This is a genomic window from Cryobacterium luteum (genome assembly GCF_900110125.1).
Taxonomy (GTDB): Bacteria; Actinomycetota; Actinomycetes; order Actinomycetales; family Microbacteriaceae; genus Cryobacterium; species Cryobacterium luteum.
This window is the reverse complement of the sequence record NZ_FOCN01000006.1, coordinates 145,772-163,241: the sequence shown is the minus strand read 5'-3', so window position 1 is coordinate 163,241 and position 17,470 is coordinate 145,772. Positions and strand designations below refer to the sequence as shown.

19 protein-coding genes are annotated in these 17,470 nt (G+C 66.4%); 6 read left to right on the top strand and 13 right to left on the bottom strand.

Annotated elements, in window-relative coordinates:
* Positions 1-5: 5 nt before the first annotated feature.
* Positions 6-950 carry an ROK family protein gene (locus tag BMW72_RS08730; protein WP_092109580.1) on the top strand — a complete coding sequence of 315 codons (945 nt, stop codon included), beginning with the start codon at positions 6-8 and terminating at the stop codon, positions 948-950.
* Between the two features lie 29 nt (positions 951-979).
* Here BMW72_RS08730 and BMW72_RS08725 read toward each other — a convergent pair whose 3' ends face one another.
* Both BMW72_RS08725 and BMW72_RS18405 read right to left on the bottom strand, forming a co-directional pair.
* Entirely contained in the window at positions 980-2,203 is a 1,224-nt protein-coding gene (locus BMW72_RS08725; RefSeq protein ID WP_092109577.1) for an MFS transporter, read from the bottom strand.
* A 4-nt stretch (positions 2,204-2,207) separates the two neighbouring features.
* A complete protein-coding gene (locus tag BMW72_RS18405; protein WP_134360189.1) occupies positions 2,208-2,867 on the bottom strand; it encodes a ScbR family autoregulator-binding transcription factor in 660 nt (219 codons plus the stop codon).
* A gap of 128 nt (positions 2,868-2,995) precedes the next feature.
* On the opposite strand from BMW72_RS18405, the gene BMW72_RS18400 reads away from it, so the two are divergent.
* On the top strand, positions 2,996-3,214 hold the full coding sequence (locus BMW72_RS18400; RefSeq protein WP_134360190.1) for a hypothetical protein: 219 nt from the start codon (positions 2,996-2,998) through the stop codon (positions 3,212-3,214).
* On the opposite strand, the gene BMW72_RS08715 is transcribed toward BMW72_RS18400, so the two are convergent.
* The 4 genes from BMW72_RS08715 to truB are packed head-to-tail and all read right to left on the bottom strand — an operon-like array spanning position 3,211 to position 5,947.
* Positions 3,211-4,158 carry a bifunctional riboflavin kinase/FAD synthetase gene (locus BMW72_RS08715; RefSeq protein ID WP_092109573.1) on the bottom strand — a complete coding sequence of 316 codons (948 nt, stop codon included), beginning with the start codon at positions 4,156-4,158 and terminating at the stop codon, positions 3,211-3,213. The genes BMW72_RS18400 and BMW72_RS08715 overlap by 4 nt on opposite strands.
* A complete protein-coding gene (locus tag BMW72_RS08710; RefSeq protein WP_092109571.1) occupies positions 4,155-4,592 on the bottom strand; it encodes a hypothetical protein in 438 nt (145 codons plus the stop codon). Before BMW72_RS08710 ends, BMW72_RS08715 begins: the two co-directional genes overlap by 4 nt.
* 60 nt (positions 4,593-4,652) lie before the next feature.
* A complete protein-coding gene (locus BMW72_RS08705; protein WP_092109568.1) occupies positions 4,653-5,021 on the bottom strand; it encodes a hypothetical protein in 369 nt (122 codons plus the stop codon).
* Positions 5,018-5,947: a tRNA pseudouridine(55) synthase TruB gene (gene truB / locus BMW72_RS08700; RefSeq protein ID WP_092109565.1), complete on the bottom strand. Its 930-nt coding sequence runs from the start codon at positions 5,945-5,947 to the stop codon at positions 5,018-5,020. The genes BMW72_RS08705 and truB overlap by 4 nt, the downstream gene beginning before the upstream one ends.
* Positions 5,948-6,023: 76 nt before the next feature.
* On the opposite strand from truB, the gene BMW72_RS08695 reads away from it, so the two are divergent.
* Positions 6,024-7,016 (top strand): ketopantoate reductase family protein, encoded by a 993-nt coding sequence (locus tag BMW72_RS08695; RefSeq protein WP_092109563.1) that lies wholly within the window; start codon positions 6,024-6,026, stop codon positions 7,014-7,016.
* Positions 7,017-7,019: 3 nt separating this feature from the next.
* Here the strand turns inward: BMW72_RS08695 and BMW72_RS08690 are convergent, their stop codons facing one another.
* Positions 7,020-7,622 carry a nucleoside/nucleotide kinase family protein gene (locus tag BMW72_RS08690; RefSeq protein WP_092109560.1) on the bottom strand — a complete coding sequence of 201 codons (603 nt, stop codon included), beginning with the start codon at positions 7,620-7,622 and terminating at the stop codon, positions 7,020-7,022.
* 47 nt (positions 7,623-7,669) lie between these two features.
* On the opposite strand from BMW72_RS08690, the gene BMW72_RS08685 reads away from it, so the two are divergent.
* The 3 genes from BMW72_RS08685 to BMW72_RS08675 are packed head-to-tail and all read left to right on the top strand — an operon-like array spanning position 7,670 to position 9,877.
* A complete protein-coding gene (locus BMW72_RS08685) occupies positions 7,670-8,533 on the top strand; it encodes an HhH-GPD family protein (RefSeq protein ID WP_092109650.1) in 864 nt (287 codons plus the stop codon).
* A gap of 22 nt (positions 8,534-8,555) precedes the next feature.
* Positions 8,556-9,368, top strand: a complete 813-nt coding sequence (locus BMW72_RS08680) for a thymidylate synthase (protein WP_241983816.1) — start codon at positions 8,556-8,558, stop codon at positions 9,366-9,368.
* Complete coding sequence (locus tag BMW72_RS08675) at positions 9,365-9,877, top strand: dihydrofolate reductase (protein ID WP_092109555.1); 513 nt, start codon at positions 9,365-9,367, stop codon at positions 9,875-9,877. The genes BMW72_RS08680 and BMW72_RS08675 overlap by 4 nt, the downstream gene beginning before the upstream one ends.
* A 133-nt stretch (positions 9,878-10,010) precedes the next feature.
* Here BMW72_RS08675 and rbfA read toward each other — a convergent pair whose 3' ends face one another.
* The 6 genes from rbfA to BMW72_RS08645 all read right to left on the bottom strand — a co-directional run bounded on the left by rbfA (position 10,011) and on the right by BMW72_RS08645 (position 17,466).
* On the bottom strand, positions 10,011-10,511 hold the full coding sequence (rbfA, locus tag BMW72_RS08670; RefSeq protein ID WP_092109552.1) for a 30S ribosome-binding factor RbfA: 501 nt from the start codon (positions 10,509-10,511) through the stop codon (positions 10,011-10,013).
* 223 nt (positions 10,512-10,734) lie between these two features.
* Positions 10,735-13,599 (bottom strand): translation initiation factor IF-2, encoded by a 2,865-nt coding sequence (infB, locus tag BMW72_RS08665; RefSeq protein WP_092109549.1) that lies wholly within the window; start codon positions 13,597-13,599, stop codon positions 10,735-10,737.
* Positions 13,600-13,675: 76 nt separating this feature from the next.
* Positions 13,676-13,933 carry a YlxR family protein gene (locus tag BMW72_RS08660; RefSeq protein WP_092109546.1) on the bottom strand — a complete coding sequence of 86 codons (258 nt, stop codon included), beginning with the start codon at positions 13,931-13,933 and terminating at the stop codon, positions 13,676-13,678.
* 8 nt (positions 13,934-13,941) lie between these two features.
* Entirely contained in the window at positions 13,942-14,979 is a 1,038-nt protein-coding gene (gene nusA / locus BMW72_RS08655; RefSeq protein ID WP_092109543.1) for a transcription termination factor NusA, read from the bottom strand.
* 191 nt (positions 14,980-15,170) lie between these two features.
* The gene (locus BMW72_RS08650; protein ID WP_092109540.1) at positions 15,171-16,934 is read right to left on the bottom strand and encodes a proline--tRNA ligase; all 1,764 of its coding nucleotides are present in this window, start codon (positions 16,932-16,934) and stop codon (positions 15,171-15,173) included.
* Positions 16,935-16,938: 4 nt separating this feature from the next.
* Positions 16,939-17,466 (bottom strand): ABC transporter permease family protein, encoded by a 528-nt coding sequence (locus BMW72_RS08645; protein ID WP_092109537.1) that lies wholly within the window; start codon positions 17,464-17,466, stop codon positions 16,939-16,941.
* Positions 17,467-17,470 lie beyond the last annotated feature (4 nt).

Genomic DNA, 17,470 nt, shown 5'->3' with positions numbered 1-17,470 from the left:
GATGCATGAGCAGCACTGCCCGGCCCCGTTTCGTTCTCGCCGTTGATGTCGGCGGCACCAAGGTCGAGGCCGCCCTCGTGGATGATCGCGGCGTTGTACTCGGCTCCAGTCGTCGCCGGGCGGCGACCGGCGCGACCGCGTCGAGCGAGCGGCTCGCCGTCGCGGTCACGAGCGTGGTCAATGAGGCTCGCGCCTTGCTGCCGGTCGGCGCGGCCCTGATCGGGGTCGGAATCGGTTGCGCCGGGCCCATTCATCTGCGAGACGGAGCGGTGTCGCCGTTGAACCTGCCGGTGTGGCGTGAGTACCCCCTCAAACAGTTGGTCGCCGCGCTCGTGCCCAACCTGCCCGTGCGCCTGCGCATGGACGGGCTGTGCATCACCCTCGCCGAGCACTGGGTGGGCGCCGGGCAGGGCGTCGACAACCTCATGGGCATGATCGTGTCGACCGGCATCGGCGGCGGCCTCATTCTCGGCGGAGTGACCGCATCGGGGCCGACCGGCAACGCCGGCCATATCGGTCACATCGAGGTGGGTGGCTTTTCCGACGCCTGCGCCTGCGGCGGGGTCGGCTGCATCGAGGCGATCGCCTCCGGACCGAAAACCGTCGCCTGGGCTCGTCGGCAGGGATTCCCCGGCGAGTCGGGCGAAGACCTGGCCGAGGCCTACGCGGCCGCCGACCCGATCGCCGTCGCGGCCGTCGCGCGCAGCGGACGGGCACTCGGCCAGGCGATCGCCTCCGCCGCGACACTGCTCGACCTCGACCTCGTCGCCATCGGCGGCGGCTTCTCCAACGTCACTGGCGACCTGCTCGTGTTCGCGCGGGAGGCCATCGCGCAGCGTGTGCAGTTCGCCTACGCGACCCGGGTGCGGGTGGTGCCGTCAGCGCTGTCGGGCGACGGCCCGCTCATCGGCGCCGCAGCGCTGATCCACCGCGCCAAACTGGTGCCCTGAGCTCGGGCTCTGCTCACGAAGGCCGAGCGTCAGCGCGAGCGGGCGACATCGTCCTCCAGCACGTGCGGACGACCGATCACGGCCCCGGCGATGATGATGGCCAGGGCACTGACCATCAGAAAGCCGAGCGGCCACCTCCACCCGCCGCTGAGCTCGTGCAGCAGGCCGACGATCAGCGGGCCCAGGGCGCCCAGGGTGTAGCCGACGCTCTGCACGAAGCTGCTCAGCGCGACGGCGCCGGCGTGGGTGCGGGTGCGCAGGTTGATGAGTACAAGAGCGAAGGGGAAGAACAGCGGGCCGAGGCCGGCCAGGCTGACCCACAGCCAGGTCAGGGTCTCTGGCACCAAGAACAGCCCGAGGTCGCCGGCTACGAACGCGAACACGCCGACGTAGACGAGCGGTCCCACGTTGGTCAGGCGCGCCGTGAGTACCGGAATGATCAGCGCGCACGGAATACCCATGCTGGCGTAGAGGGCCAGCAGCGTTCCGGCTTGCGCCGGACTGACCCCGGCGGTGTCGACGAGCAGTTGCGGCAGCCAGGCGAACATGGCGTAGGCGTTGAGCGACGAGGCCGCGAAAACGCCGGCGATCGCCCAAGCGATCGACGACGTCCACAGTCGACCCAGAATCGCGGCGTCAGCCTCCTCGACGACGGGGCCGGACTGACTCGCGGTGCGGTGCCGCACCAGCAGGGTGACCCAGGGAACCAGCGCGAACAGAGCAAGCAGCATCCACATGCCGAGCGACACGCGCCAGCTTGAGGCATCCGCTACCGGAACGGCGATCAGGGCCGGGATCAGGGTACTCAGCGAGAGCACGGTGACGTAGAGGCTCGTCACAAGCCCAACGCGGTCGGGGAAGTATTTCTTGACGAGCGGCGGCAGGAGTACATTACCGACGCCAAGCCCAGCGAAGGCGATGACGCTGCCGAGGATGAGCACGGTGAGCGAGCCGGACAGACCACGAGTGACGTGTCCGATCAGAATGGCCACGAGAGCGAGCACGAGCGGAACTTCCAAGCCGTGCCGGCGCGTGATCATGGGGGTGAATATGCCGAAGAAGGCGAAACACACCGGAGGAAGCATGCCGAGCACACCCAGAGAAATCGCACCGAGTGGAATATCGGCGTTCACCTCGGCCACGATCGGTGAGAGCGCGGCGACCGCGGTGCGCAGGTTCGCCGCGACCACGAGAAGCCCCAGCAGAGCCAGGCCCCGCCCCGGCAGCAGTCGACGCGAGACGGCGGTATTCACTCGGTCAGTCTAGGGCCAGGGCCGCGGCGCGTTCCCGCTGCACCTCGGCCGCGAGATTCCGCAGTTCGGGCCAGCGCTCAGCCGCGACAAGGCCAGGCAGGAGCATCGCCCACATCTCGGTGAGGCGTTGGTCGATGTCGCTGCGCCCGGTTAGCACGTCGGAGACGACCTGCACCCCCGTGAAGGCGGCCGTGAAAAAGGCCGCAGCCGCACACACGTCCAAGGTGGGAGTCACATCGCCCGCGGTGATTCCCCGGCGCAGGAATTCCTCACAGGTGACCATCCAGTCCAGATACGGCGCGGACACCGGCGTGGAGAAGTTGGCCGCTTCAATCGTTAGGCGCACCCCGGCGCTCACGATGAGGTCGTCGCGCAGCTGGCGAGCCAGCTCGTAGGACATGGAGATGAGGGCGCGCAGGCCGGGAACGTCGTTCTCGAGCAGCAGTTGACCGGCACCGACCGACTGCTCGTGCTGGGCGTCAATGATGGCGACCGCGAGCGCTTCCTTGGAATCGAAGTGGAAGTACAGTGCGCCCTTGGTGACCCCGGCGGCAGCGCTCACCTGAGCCAGGGACGTGCTGCCGTAGCCGCGCTGTTCGAACGCTGCCGCCGCGCCGCGGATTATCGCGGCGCGCGTTTCAATAGCTCGTGCTTGTTGTTGCATGGAACCCCCAGGAAAAATGCTCGTGCCCCCAGCGTACCGGGGCGAACTGACCCCCAGGAGTTCCCCAGACAACCGGTGTACACCTTTGTGGCTATACAATAAACATTCTTTTTGGTATGGTTTCCGGCATGGGGAATGCGAGCGACTATGAGTGGGTGGGTGTCGGCGTTGCGCTGCTGGCCGGAATGATCGTGCTCGGGCTTTCGCTCGTGGCCATGGTTCAGATCGGGCGCGCCGCTCATCTGTGCCCGACCGTGCGCACGAATTGGGTGTTGGCCGTTCTGCTGGCTCCCCTGTTCGGAGCGACGGCCTGGTTCGCCGTCGGAAACCGGCTGCGGCTGGACTAGATCGAGGTCTTGCGGCCCAAAATCGTGCGAGCGCGCGCGACATCATCGCGCATCTGCACGATCAGCGGATCAATACCCGAGTAGGCGACCATGCCGCGAATCCGTTCCACGAAAGACACGTCGACGACGTGGTCGTACAGGTCGAGATTGACCTCGTCGAGCACGTAGGCTTCGACCTGCTTCTGTGCGACGCCGTCGAAGGTGGGGTTGTTGCCCACCGAAATAGCGGCGGGAAAGCGAGCACCGGCATCCGTCAGCCAACCGGCGTACACGCCGTCAGCGGGAATCAAGCCCTCAGAATCGGCTGACAGGTTGGCCGTGGGAAAGCCCAGCTCGCGACCGCGAGCAGCGCCGTGCACGACCAAGCCGCGCACGGTCGGCACGTGCCCGAGCAAACGGCCGGCCGCGGCCACAGCGCCGGTGCTGAGCAACTCGCGAATCCAGGTCGACGACACCCTCCGGGTACCATCGGGCATCACATCCTCGATCATGCGCACCTCATAGCCGAACTCGACGCCGAGATCACGCAGCAGTGCCACATCACCGGCACCTTTCGCCCCGAAGCGAAAGTCGCGACCGACCAGCACGAAGCGGGCGCGCAGGGCGGTGACCAGGATGCGTTCGATGAACTGCCGTGGCGGCAGGCTCGACAGGGCGTGGTTGAATTCGAGCAGCAGGGTCGCGTCAACACCGGTCTCGGCGATCAGCTTGAGCTTCTGATCGGCGCTGATCAGTGCGCTCGGGCAGGACTCGGGAGCCAGCAAGGCAAGCGGATGCCGGTCGAACGTGACCACGACGGCGGCGAGCTGCTCCCGCGCGGCAATGGCCTTGAGCTCGCTGAGAACGGCCCGGTGTCCGGCATGCACGCCGTCGAACTTGCCGATACTCACGGCCGAGGGCGGCCAGTCGCTGGGTACCGAGTCGACGCCGTGGAAGGTTTTCATGCCCGGCTCCCGGTTGGCGCGGGGGGATGGCGCGCGAGCCACCACATGCCGAGCAGCGGCAGCACGAGGGGAATGAACAGGTAGCCGCTGCCATAGACCGACCACACTGTGGCGTGCTGAAACAGGGCGGGATCGACGAGGCTCAGCGTTCCGACCAGGAGCACGCCGAGCAGTTCGAAGCCGATCGTGAACCAGGCGATTCGATACCAGAGGGCGGTGCGCCTGACCAGGGCGATCGTCGCGACGATATACACCACGGCGGCCAAAGCCGACAGCGAGTACGCGAGCGGGGCGTCGTCGAAAGCGCGCACGATCTGCACGAACGAACGCCCGGTGGCAGCGAGGGCCAGCACGCCGTAAACGGCGATGAGGAGTCGGCCGATGCCGCTCACCCGATTGGCGGGGCCGGTCTGTTCGGTCTGGGCTTCTGTCATCGCTCGGCATTCATTTGGTTCGCTAATTATTGCAGCATCCGCAGCGAACCCCGAACCGCGTCAGCTCCCCTGCACGTTCCAGATCTGATTCATGCGGTAAAGCATGACCGCGACCGACAGACAGGTCACGCCGAGGATGACCGTGCTCCAACGGCTGCGTTCGACGAGCGCCCAAAAACCGGCAACAACCGGCAGCAGTATGGCGCTGACCAGGTAGGTGTAGAACTCGAGCAGACTGCCGGTGGCCGTGTTGCCGGCCAGCGGCGCCGCGATCGCGGCCGCGAGCTGCACGATCAGCAGGAGTTCGACGAGCGCGGTCGCGCCCATGGTGAGGTCGGTGGGTTTGCGTCCGACCAGACCGAGTACAACACAGAGCAGGCCGCCCGGCACGGCGATGGCCAGTTGCAGCCAGGTGAACCATTCGATCATGACGCGGGTGTCGATTCGCTCTGGTGCGGTTGATCGGGAAGGTCTGGCGGAAAATTCAGCAGCGACTTGGCCTGATCGCCGCGATACTCGACCAGTCCGACCAGTCGGCCATCGGGGGCGATAGCGGCGACCGGTCCGGTGCGGGTCGCATCGGGTTCGACCGTGATTCGTTTGCCGTGGCCTAGGTCGGTCGCCTGCTCGGCGGAGAGGTCGAGGCGCGCCAGCAGCCGGGTGGCGGCATCCGCTGGCGAAATGAGCGCGGCGACGACGTCGACCTGTTCCAGCGTCGCAGCGTCGTCGATGCTGAAGGGGCCGATGCGCGTGCGGCGGAGGGCGGTGAGGTGGCCGCCGACGCCGAGCGCGGCGCCGAGGTCACGGGCCAGGGCGCGAATGTAGGTGCCGGAGCCACATTCGACGCGCACCTCGAGGTCGAGAAAACCGTCCCGCGGGGTGCTCGAGAGCAGTGCGAATTCGCTCACGGTCACCGGACGGGACAGCAACTGCACGTCTTCACCGGCCCGCACCCTGGCGTAGGCACGTTTGCCGTCCACTTTGATGGCGCTGACCGCACTGGGTTGCTGGCTGATGTCACCGGTGAGGTCTGCCATGCCCGCCGCGACGGCTGCGGGAGTGATGGCGGCGACCGCCTCTGCGGTGGCGCGGGTCAGGCTGTCACCCTCCGCGTCATCCGTTGAGGTGGCTTGGCCGAGGCGGATGGTCGCGAGGTATTCCTTGCCCTGGCCGACCACGTAGGTCAGCAGCCGGGTCGAGCTGTTGATGCCGAGCACGAGCAGTCCCGTCGCCATGGGGTCGAGGGTACCGGCATGGCCAACCTTGCGGGTTCCGGCCAGGCGCCGGGTTCGGGCGACAGCGTCATGGCTGGTCCAGCCCTGCGCCTTGTCGATGAGTAGAAGGCCGCTGGTCACTTCCTGAGGGTATCAGCGTGCGAGTGCCGTCGAGGCGCGAATCGGGCCGGGCGCCTGGGCCCGTAATATGTGAGCCGTGAGAATCGCGGTGATCGGAGCCGGTGCCCTGGGCAGCACCTTCGCCTGCCTGCTCGCGGCTCAGGGACACGACCTGGTGGTGACGATGCGCGCGGGCGCGCTTTCTGCTGTGCGCTCCGACGGCATCCAGTTGAGCGGTGGTTTCGGTGATCTTCTCGCGCACCCCCTCGCGGTCGACCGGTTGTCGAAACCGTGCGACCTGGCTTTGATCTGCACCAAAGCGCAGGATGCTGCGGCGGCGATCGCCGAGAACGCCGCCGTTCTCGATGGCACACCCGTGATCGTCGTGCAGAACGGTCTCGACGGGGTTACGACCGCCGAACGGTTGCTGCCGCGGTCCGAGTGTTTCGGGCTGATCACGATCATTGCCGCCCACTACGAGGGGCCGGGCCGGGTGCGGGTGACGACGGTGGCGCCGAGCTATCTCGGGCGCGGCGACGGCGAGGTCGACGCGCAGACCCAGCGCTGGCAGGCCGTGCTGGCCGCCGCCACCCCCACCGTGGCACTCGATAATTTCGTCGGCGCTCAGTGGACCAAACTCGTCGTCAACATGCTCAACGCCCTGCCGGCGATCACCGGGCTCAGCGTGCAGGCGGTGATCGGCGAGGCGGGACTGCGCCGGTTGGTAACCCGGAGCATGCGGGAAACCGTGCGGGTCGCTCTGGCGACGGGCGTGCGGTTCGGGGCGCTGCAGGGGCTCTCCCACAGGCGACTGCATCTATTTGCGCTCGCGCCGGTCTGGGCCGGCCAGCTGCTGCCACGCTCGATGCGAGCGCGCATGGGAACGGTGCCGAACCAGGGTTCAACCCTGCAGAGCCTTGCGCGCGGCCAACGCACCGAGATCGATTTTCTCAACGGGGCGGTGGTACGCGCAGCAAACGCGGCCGGATTGGCTGCGCCGATGAACACGCTGCTGACCGAACTTGTGCACGAGGTCGAGCAACGCGGGCGGTTTCTGGCCCCGGCCGAGGTTCTGGCCCGGTTTCGGTAGGCGTCAGCAGCGGTCAGTCAGCACGCGGCGCGGGGCCTCGGGGTTCGTCGTATCGACGACGGCCGAGGCGACGTCGCGCGGGTGCACCTCGGCGAGGTACTGCGTCTGGGACGCGCTCGCCGGTGCACCCTCGAGCAGCACGCTGTACAGCCAGAGCCCGTGCAGTTCGGGCCGATTGATGTAGTCGCCATCGAGAATGAGGATGGCATCGGCGGGGGCGGTCTGCCAGGTCGGTTGAATCCAGGCGTCCCGATCGGGGTCGAATTGTTCGGTGACGAACCCGGTGCTGCCGCCCATTCGGAAGGGTTCGACGAGCACCCGGCGCAGGGCCGAGTAGTCATAGCCGACCCGGTACATCCGTTCGGGGGTGTCGGGAGCGAGTCGCTGCTGCTCGGCGCGGGAGTGCTGGAAGTAGCGCAGGTTCGCCCGAAAAACGTGACGCTCGTCTTCGCGGAACACCGCGGCGAGATCGTCGGCGAAGGCGGCGCGAGCGTCGGCATCCGTTCCGCCGATGGCGATGACCGTGCGGCCACGACCGTAATTGTGCAGGATCTCGGCGGCGAGGACGCGCAGAAAATCGGTGCGGGGAGTGGAAACCAGCTTCATGAATCGAGCCTAGGTTAGAACGGATGAACGTCACACCCTCTGAGAAAATGATTAGTTCCGCTCTCAACTCCTGGTTCGTGGCGAACGCGCGCGACCTGCCGTGGCGCCGCGACGGCTTCGGGGCCTGGGGCATTTTGGTGAGCGAGTTCATGCTGCAGCAGACGCCGGTGAACCGGGTCATTCCCCGATTGGAGGAGTGGCTGACGCGCTGGCCGACACCGGCTTCCCTTGCGGCGGTGCCGCCGAGCGAGGCGGTACGGGCCTGGTCCAGCCTGGGGTATCCGAGGCGCGCACTGTGGTTGCACGCCGCAGCGGTGCAGATCACCCAGCTGCACGACGGTGTGGTGCCCTCCGATCTAAATGATCTGCTGGCTCTGACCGGCATTGGCGATTACACCGCGCGAGCGGTGGCCGCGTTCGCGTACGGCCATCGACATCCGGTCGTCGACACGAATACTCGGCGGGTGATCGCGCGCGCCATCGCCGGGGTCGGGGAACCCTCGCCGCCCAGCCGGGGCCGGGACCTCGACGCGATGGGGGCGCTGCTGCCGCAGAGCGCGCAGGAGGCCGCGCTGTTCAACGCCGCGATCATGGAGCTCGGCGCCGTCGTCTGCACCAGCCGCCGCCCGCACTGCGCGGTATGCCCGATTCGGGATGATTGTGCCTGGCGGGCCGCCGACTATCCCGAATACACCGGCACCCGCAAGACGGTGCAGAAGAAGTTCGCGGGAAGCGACCGGCAGGTGCGCGGCCTGATCATGGCCGAGCTGCGGTCAACCCATCGTTCGGTGACGGATGCCGACATCGCCACCCTCTGGTCGGATGCGGCCCAGTTGCGGCGCGCACTAGCCAGCCTCGTAGCCGATGGACTCGCCATTCCGGCCGACGACGGATACACCCTGCCGACCTGAGCGAATCGTTTACGATGGATCGGTGACTTCTTTAGCTGCCGATGCCCAGTATTCAGCCCTGCTGCGCGACACCCTCGAGAATGGTGCCCGCAAGGCGGACCGCACCGGAACCGGAACCCGCAGCGTCTTCGGCCGCCAGCTGCGGTTCGACCTCGCCAACGGTTTTCCCCTCGTGACGACCAAACGGGTGCACTTCGCGTCGATCGCCTACGAACTGCTCTGGTTTCTGCGCGGCGACTCCAACGTCACCTGGCTGCAGGAGCAGGGCGTACGCATCTGGAATGAGTGGGCCGACGAGAGCGGCGAGCTCGGCCCGGTCTACGGCGTGCAGTGGCGCTCCTGGCCCACCCCGGGCGGCGAGACCATCGACCAGATCAGCCAGGTGCTCGACACCCTCCGCACCGACCCGGATTCCCGCCGAATGATCGTCTCGGCCTGGAACGTGGCCGACCTGCCGAAAATGGCGCTCGCCCCATGCCACGCCCTGTTCCAGTTCTACGTCGCCGACGGCAAACTCTCCTGCCAGCTCTACCAGCGCAGCGCCGACTTGTTCCTGGGCGTGCCGTTCAACATTGCCAGCTACGCGCTGCTCACCCACCTCGTCGCCGAGCAGGCCGGGCTTGAACTCGGCGAGTTCGTCTGGACCGGCGGCGACTGTCACATCTACGACAACCACGTCGAGCAGGTCACCGAGCAGCTCTCCCGCACGCCGTTCCCCTCCCCCACCCTGCGCATCAAGCCGGGTCGAGCGAGCCTGTTCGACTACGAGTACGACGACCTCATGCTGGAGAACTACCAGCATCACCCCGCCATCAAGGGCGCGGTCGCGGTATGACCCTCGGCCTGATCTGGGCGCAGACGGTCGGCGGGGTGATCGGAGCCGACGGGGTCATGCCCTGGCATCTGCCGGAGGACCTGACGCATTTTCGCGCGGTCACCCGGGGCGGAGCCGTCATCATGGGGCGACGGACCTGGGATTCGCTCCCGGAGCGTTTTCGCCCTCTCCCGGGCCGGCAGAACATCGTGATCACCCGGCAGCAGCGCTGGGCCGCGGAGGGGGCATCCGTCGCGCACAGTCTCAATGAGGCCCTCGCGCTGGCCGAGGGGCCGGTCTGGGTGATCGGCGGCGCCGAAATCTATCGGCTCGCGCTGCCGCACGCCGACGTACTCGAGGTGACCGAGATCGACGCCTCGATCGCCGGCGACACCGTCGCGCCCGCGCTCGACGCGGCCTGGGCCAGGGTCGCCACCGACCCGGCAAGCGGATGGCTGCGCTCGAGCACCGCGCTCCCCTACCGTTTCACCCGCTACGAGCGCACCACCGAACCCGCCCCGGCCCCGTAATCCCTCTCCTTAAACCTTTCCGGGCCCGGGCCCGGAAAGCGGGAGCACGATAGATCATGGGCCCAGTTTCCGGGCCCGGGCCCGGTTGGTCGTGCTGGTGGTGCGAGTGCTAGTGGTGCGAGTGCTGGTGGTGCTAGTGCTTCGGGGTGCTCGCGGCGTCGGGCTCGTCGTCGTCTGCAGACGCATCGTCATCAGAGTCGTCGTCGAGGTCGTAGTCGCGCGGCTTCTTGTACGGGTCGGCGTCGCCGGCATACGTGGCGGTGCCCTTGCTGTCTTCGGTCGCGGTATCCCGATCGTGGGCTTCACGAAGCAGGTCGTCGATGAGCGCGGCGTTCTCGGGGATGCCGTCGGCGATGAATTCGATCGACGGGGTAAGCCGCGCCGTGATGTTCTTGCCGACCTCGCTGCGCATGAGGCCGGTGGCGGCCTTCAACGCCGCTGCGCTCTCGGTGCGCTCCTCGATTGAGCCGTACACGGTGTAGAACACCGAGGCGTGCTGCAGATCGCCCGTGACCTTCACATCGGTGATGGTCACAAAGCCGAGCCTCGGATCGCGAAGTCCCCGTTCCAGCCGCTTGGCGATGATGACCTTAATGCGGTCCGCCATCTTTCTGGCGCGTTCCGGATCTGCCATTTCGATACTCCCTGTTTGCCGGCGCCGAAGCGCCGGATCATTCTGTGTTTTGTCTCCGTATTACACGGATGCTGCCCACCCAACTGAGGGTCGGAGCGGAGTTTTCTGGCAAAGAGGAATCGGGGTAGGGGTCCCGCTCTTTCCTTTGACAGGAAATTCCGCGGAGACCCGACCCAATGCGGAAGTCGGGCTTCGTGAGAAGCCCGACCCCCCGAAACCAACGCTAGACGCGCGGCTTCTCCTTCATTTCGATGGTCTCGATCTCATCGCCAATTCGGATGTCGTTGAACTTGCCCAGTCCGATACCACACTCGAAGTCCGTGCGAACCTCGGTGACGTCGTCCTTGAAACGACGCAGCGACTCGATGCCCAGGTTGTCCCCCACCACGATGCCCTCGCGAATGACGCGAGCCTTGGCATTTCGGGTGATGGTACCGGACCGCACGATGACACCGGCGACGTTTCCGAACTTCGACGAGCTGAAGACCTCGCGAATTTCGGCGATACCGCTCTGGATCTCTTCGTACTCGGGCTTGAGCATTCCCTTGAGGGAATTCTCGATGTCCTCGAGGGCGGAGTAGATGACGGAGTAGAACCGCACGTCGACGCCTTCGCGGGCAGCACGCTCGCGGGCCTTCGTGTCGGGACGAACGTTGAACCCAATGATGATGGCGTTGTCGACGGTAGCGAGGTTCACGTCGCTCTCCGTGACCGCACCGACACCACGGTGGATGATCCGCAGCTGCACCGAATCGTCGACCTCGATCTTGAGCAGCGACTCTTCCAGGGCCTCAACGGCACCGGAGACGTCACCCTTGATGATGAGGTTGAGCGACTCGACCTTGCCCTCTTCGAGCGCACGGGTGAAGTCTTCGAGGCTGATGCGCTTGCGGGCCTTGGCCAGCAGGGCGTTGCGCTCGGCGGCTTCACGCTTCTCGGCGATCTGACGGGCGGTGCGGTCTTCCTCGATGACGAGGAAGGTGTCTCCGGCGCGGGGAACGCTCGACAGGCCCTGCACCTGAACCGCGCGAGACGGCGTGGCGGCGAGAACGGCAACACCGTTTTCGTCGGCCATCGCACGAACACGGCCGTAGGCCGTTCCGGCGACGATGGAGTCTCCCACGTGCAGCGTTCCGGACTGGATGAGCACGGTTGCCACAGCGCCGCGACCCTTGTCGAGGCGGGCCTCGATGGCGACACCGCGGGCGTCCTTGTTCGGGTTGGAGCGCATGTCGAGTCCGGCATCGGCGACCAGGAGTACGGCGTCAAGAATTTCCTTGATACCGGTCTTGTTCTTGGCCGACACGTCGACGAACATGACGTCTCCGCCGTACTCTTCGGCGACGAGACCGAATTCGGTGAGCTGCTGACGCACCTTCTGCGGGTTCGCGCCGGGCTTGTCGATCTTGTTCACCGCGACCACGATCGGCACGTTGGCCGCCTGGGCGTGGTTGAGCGCCTCAATCGTCTGCGGCATGATGCCGTCATCGGCAGCGACCACGAGGATGGCGATGTCGGTGACCTGCGCACCACGAGCACGCATGGCGGTGAACGCCTCGTGGCCCGGTGTGTCGATGAAGGTCAGCGCGCGGTCGATACCCTCGTGCTCGGTGATGATCTGGTAGGCGCCGATGTGCTGCGTGATGCCACCTGCTTCACCCTCGGCGACCTTGGCGTTACGGATCGCGTCAAGAAGCGCGGTCTTACCGTGGTCGACGTGGCCCATGACGGTGACGACGGGAGGACGAATCTCGAGGTCTTCATCGGTTTCGTCTTCGAGTTCCTGGTCGATGTCGATGTCGAACGCGAGCAGCAGCTCACGGTCTTCGTCATCGGGCGAGACCATCTGAATCTTGTAGCCGAGCTCGCTGCCGAGCACGTCGAACGTGGCCTCGTCGAGGGACTCCGTTGCCGTGGCCATTTCACCGAGGTGGAACAGTACGGTGACGAGGTTTCCGGGGCTCGCGTCAATCTTGTCGGCGAAGTCCGTGATGGATGCTCCGCGACGCAGGCGAACAACGGTGCCGCCGTCGCCGCGGGGTACGGATACGCCACCCAGCGACGGGGCCTCGCGCAGCTCGAACTCTGCTCTCTTCGTACGCTTCGATTTGCGCGCCTTGTTCTTGCCGCCACCGCGACCGAAGGCACCAGCGGTACCACCGCCAGGGCCGCGACCGCGACCGGCTCCACCGCCACCGCCGGCCGGGCGGGGCGGCCCGAAGCCGGGGGCTCCGGCCGGAGCGCCGGGACGAGTGAATCCGGGGCGTGCGCCGCCGGCTCCACCCGGGGCGCCGCCGGGGCGCTGGAAGGCGCCTGGACGCTGACCGAAACCGGTCGGGCGTGCAGCCTGGCCGGGTCCGCCGGGGCGCGGGGCGCCGGGGCGAGGTGCCGGAGGGCGGGGAATATTGCTCGGGGTGGGGGTTGCCGGGCGCTGGCCCATGCCCTGCGCGCTCGCGAACGGGTTGTTGCCCGGGCGCGGCGGCTGAGCGGGACGCTGGCCCATGCCCTGGTTGCTGGCGAACGGGTTGTTACCCGGTCGTGCCGCTCCGGGGCGAGGCATGCCCGGCTTGACCGGCGTAGCCGATCCTTCCGTGGCCTTCGCGGCCGGGGTGTCGGTGCTCGGCTTCGCAGCGGCCTCAGCGGCGGCGGCCTTGTCGGCGGCAGCAGCCTTCTCGGCAGCGGCAGCCTTCTCGGCGGCCTGAGTCTGGCGCTCGGCAACGGTGAGCGGCGCGGCCGGAAGAGGTGCAGCATCCGCTGAAGGAGCAGTTTCGGCAACAACCGGTGCAACCGGCTCGGCGACCGGCTTGGGGCCGGGACGAGCACCCGGCTTGGCGCCGTGGCTCGGACGAGCCGGCGTTGCCTTCGTGGTGGCAGCAGCGGCTGCGCCAGCGGCAGGCGCGGGTGACGCAGCCTTGGCGGCGGCACTTTCCGCCTCGAGAGCGGCGCGAAGGCGGCGCGCTACTGGCGGTTCAACGCTGGAGGACGGTCCCTTGACGAACTCGCCCATTTCTTTCAATTTAGCAAGGGCTACCTTGCTGTCGACTCCGAGCTCGGTAGCGATCTCGTGTACGCGTGGTTTCGCAGCCACAATTCTCCTGTTCCGGGTCTGCACCCGGAAAGGGGCAGACCGTTAGTAACGGACGGGTCTCATTTCGAGCCGCTCATTAGTTATCCATAAGCCAATTCAGCCTGTTCTCTAGTTGTTTCGCGTCCAGCGACCTGGTCACACGAAAGGCACGCCCGAAAGCGTGTCGCCTTACGGCATCCTGAAAGCACGATTCACGGGCGTGCAGCCACGCACCTCTACCGGGGATTGTGGCGGTTTCATCCACCACAATTTCTGATTTCCCAGCAACGATCCGCAAAAGTGAGGATCGAGGGGCGCGCGAACGGCAGCCAATACACGTTCTTACGGACTCCATCGTACCCCCTATTCGGCGTCCTCCAGAATGCTGTCCGGCTGAATGTCGATTTTCGCGCCGGTGAGCTTGGCCGCGAGGCGGGCATTCTGGCCCTCTTTACCGATCGCGAGCGAGAGCTGGTAATCGGGCACGAGGGCCCGAACAGCCTTGATCGACTCATCGATCACATAGGCGCTCGTCACCTTGGCCGGAGACAGAGCGCTTGCGACGAAGGTCGCCAGGTCGGGCGAGAAGTCGACAATGTCGATCTTCTCGTTGTTCAACTCAACGGTCACGGCGCGCACGCGCTGGCCGAGTTCGCCGATGCAGGCGCCCTTGGCGTTGACGCCGGGCTCGGTCGCGCGCACGGCGATCTTGGTGCGGTGGCCGGCTTCGCGGGCGAGCGAGACGATCTCGACGACTCCGCTGGCGATCTCGGGTACCTCGAGGGCGAACAATTTGCGCACGAGCGAGGGGTGGGTGCGCGACACGGTGATCTGCGGGCCCTTGAGTCCGCGACCGACGGCCGTCACGAACACGCGAATGCGCGCACCGTGCACGTAGCTCTCGGTGGGAACCTGCTCCTCGGGGGGCATGATCGCTTCGATGGTACCGAGGTCCACGTGAATCATGCGTGGGTTCGGACCCTGCTGGATGATTCCGGCGACGATGTCACCCTCGCGGCCCTTGAACTCGCCGAGCACCGCGTCGTCGGCGAGGTCGCGCAGGCGCTGGTTGATGACCTGCTTCGCGGCGAAGGCGGCGATGCGACCAAAGTCGGTGGGGTTGTCAACGGCTTCGCCGATGACGTTGCCCTCATCGTCGTGCTCGGGGATGAAGATATCCACGTGCCCGGTCTTGCGGTCGAGAACGACGCGCGCTTCGGGGACTTCCTGAATATCATGCTTGGCTTCAGCAATTTTCGAAGCTTCAAACTTCGTGATGTCCTGCTGAATGTGCTTGACATAGGCGGTCAGAATCGCCTGTTCGATGATTTGCACGAGTTCCTCGAAGGGAATCTCTTTTTCGCGCTCCAGTAGCCGCAAAACACTGAGGTCGATGTCCATGGCCGGCCTCCTCTATTCAGATCTTGCCGCCGCGAAACCGCGCAGCGGGCTGGATACTACGGTACCCGAATCTGCGAGGCCTCGTCACCCACTTACTCCCGCCGGGGTGGGGTCAGCGGGTTCGCTGCAGAGCGGATGCGGCGGGCTGGGCCAGCCGGCAGCATCCGCTCTCGACAGCGCAGCGTTGAGTATTAGGCGAAGTGCTTGGCGATGTCGGCGACGTCGACCTGCTCGCGCTCGCCGGTGCGGCGGTTCCACAGCTCGACGATGCCGTCGGCGGCGCCGCGGCCCACGATGACGATCCACGGCACTCCGATGAGCTCAGCATCGCCGAACTTGACGCCGGGCGAGACCTTGCGACGATCGTCGTAGAGCACCTCGCGGCCGGTGGCCTCGATTGCGGCGACGACGGCCTCCGAGGTGTCGAAGACGATCTCGTCACGGCCGGTGGCGATCACGTGCACGTCGAACGGGGTAACTGATTCGGGCCAGATCAGGCCCTTTGCATCGTTGTTGAGTTCGGCGATGACCGCGAGGATGCGCGTGACGCCGATGCCGTATGAGCCCATCGTGACGGTGACCAGCTTGCCGTTCTCGTCGAGAACCTTGAGGCCGAGCACCTCGGCGTACTTGCGACCGAGCTGGAAGACGTGCCCGATTTCCATGCCGCGAATGAGTTCGACCGGGCCGGAGCCGTCGGGGGCCGGGTCGCCGGCGCGCACATCGGAGGCTTCGATCGTGTCATCGATGGCGAAGTCGCGACCGGCGACGAGGCCGAACACGTGACGGTTGTCTTCATTGGCGCCGGTGATCCACTCGGTGCCGGCGACAACGCGCGGGTCGACCAGAAAGCGGATGCCGGTGGTCGATTTGATACCGAGAACGGCTTCGGTCGCGCCCCACGGGCCGATATAGCCTTTGACCAGGCCGGGGTTCCTGGCGAAGTCGCCCTCGTTGGCGGCCTCGACCTCGGCGGGAGCGAAAGCCACCTCGACGCGCTTGAGGTCGACCTCGCGGTCGCCGGGAACGCCGATCGCCACGAGTTCACGGGTACCGTCAAGGCTGGTCAGAGCGAGCACGACGTTTTTGAGCGTGTCGGCGGCCATCCACTCCCGACCGTCCAGGCGGGGGTGCTCGGCGTTTGCCTTGTCCACGAGAGTCTGGATGGTCGGCGTGTTCGGAGTGTCGAAGATCTGCGCGGCGGGCAACGCACTGAAATCCTTGTCGGCCGGAACGAGGGTGCGGAACGCCTCGATGTTGGCCGCGTAGCCCCCGGGGCTGCGCACAAAGGTGTCCTCACCAACCGGGGTCGGGTGCAAAAACTCTTCGCTCTTGGAGCCGCCCATCGCGCCCGCATCCGCTTGCACGATCGCGTACTCGAGGCCGAAGCGGGTGAAGATGCGCTCGTAGGCGTCGCGCTGCTGTTGGTAGCTCGCGTCGAGGCCGGCGTCGGTGTAGTCGAAGGAGTACGCATCCTTCATGGTGAACTCGCGGCCGCGCAGCAGGCCACCGCGCGAACGCGCCTCATCGCGGTATTTGTCCTGAATCTGATAAATCGCCAGCGGCAGGTCTTTGTAGCTGCTGTACAGGTCTTTCACGAGCAGCGCAAAGACCTCTTCGTGCGTCGGCGCGAGCAGCATGTCGGAGCCCTTGCGGTCTTTCAGCCGAAACAGTCCCTCACCGTATTCGTCCCAGCGGCCGGTCAGTTCATACGGCTCGCGAGGCAGCAGGGCCGGAAAGTGCACCTCGTGCGCGCCGGCAGCCTGCATTTCTTCACGGATGATGCGCTCCACTTTTGCCTTCACCCGCAGGCCGAGCGGCAGCCAGGCGAAGATACCCGGGGCCTGGCGACGGATGTAGCCGGCCCGCACGAGCAGGCGGTGGCTGGTCACCTCGGCGTCGGAGGGGTCTTCGCGGAGTGTACGGAGGAAGTAGTTGGAGAGACGTGTAGGCACCCGTCTACCTTACGCGCGCGTCGACATCCGCTCCCCCACTGGGTTTCGGGGCCGGGCGGGGAAACAGCGGGCGGCAGGTGGTGCAGACCTCGCCGTCGGGGCTGCCGGTCTCGGCCGCGCGCGTGGCCTTGCGCTCGCTCTCGAGACGCTCGTGCAGCGCCCAAACCAGCAGGGCGACGGCCGCGGCAGCGACGACCGGACGCACCGGCGCACTGAAGATCGGCTGGAACGAGTGGATTTCGGTCGTGAGATAGAGGGCAATGACCCCCAGAATGGGCCACCGGGTGTCGCACAGGGTGGCGTCGGCACCGATGGGCGTGCCGAGGTAGCTCGAAACGATGAGGCCGATCAGCATTGAACCGACCACAACGGTCGGAATGGTCCAGCAGAGGGAGACAGCGGGGCCCGACAGAAGTCCGGTGGTCGCCAGAATGCCGACCACGACCGCTGTGGCGACCCCGAGCGCAATGAGTTGACGTCGCCGCGGCCAGGTACGCAGATCAGCGAGCAGGAGCGTGATCGATGTAGGCATGAAC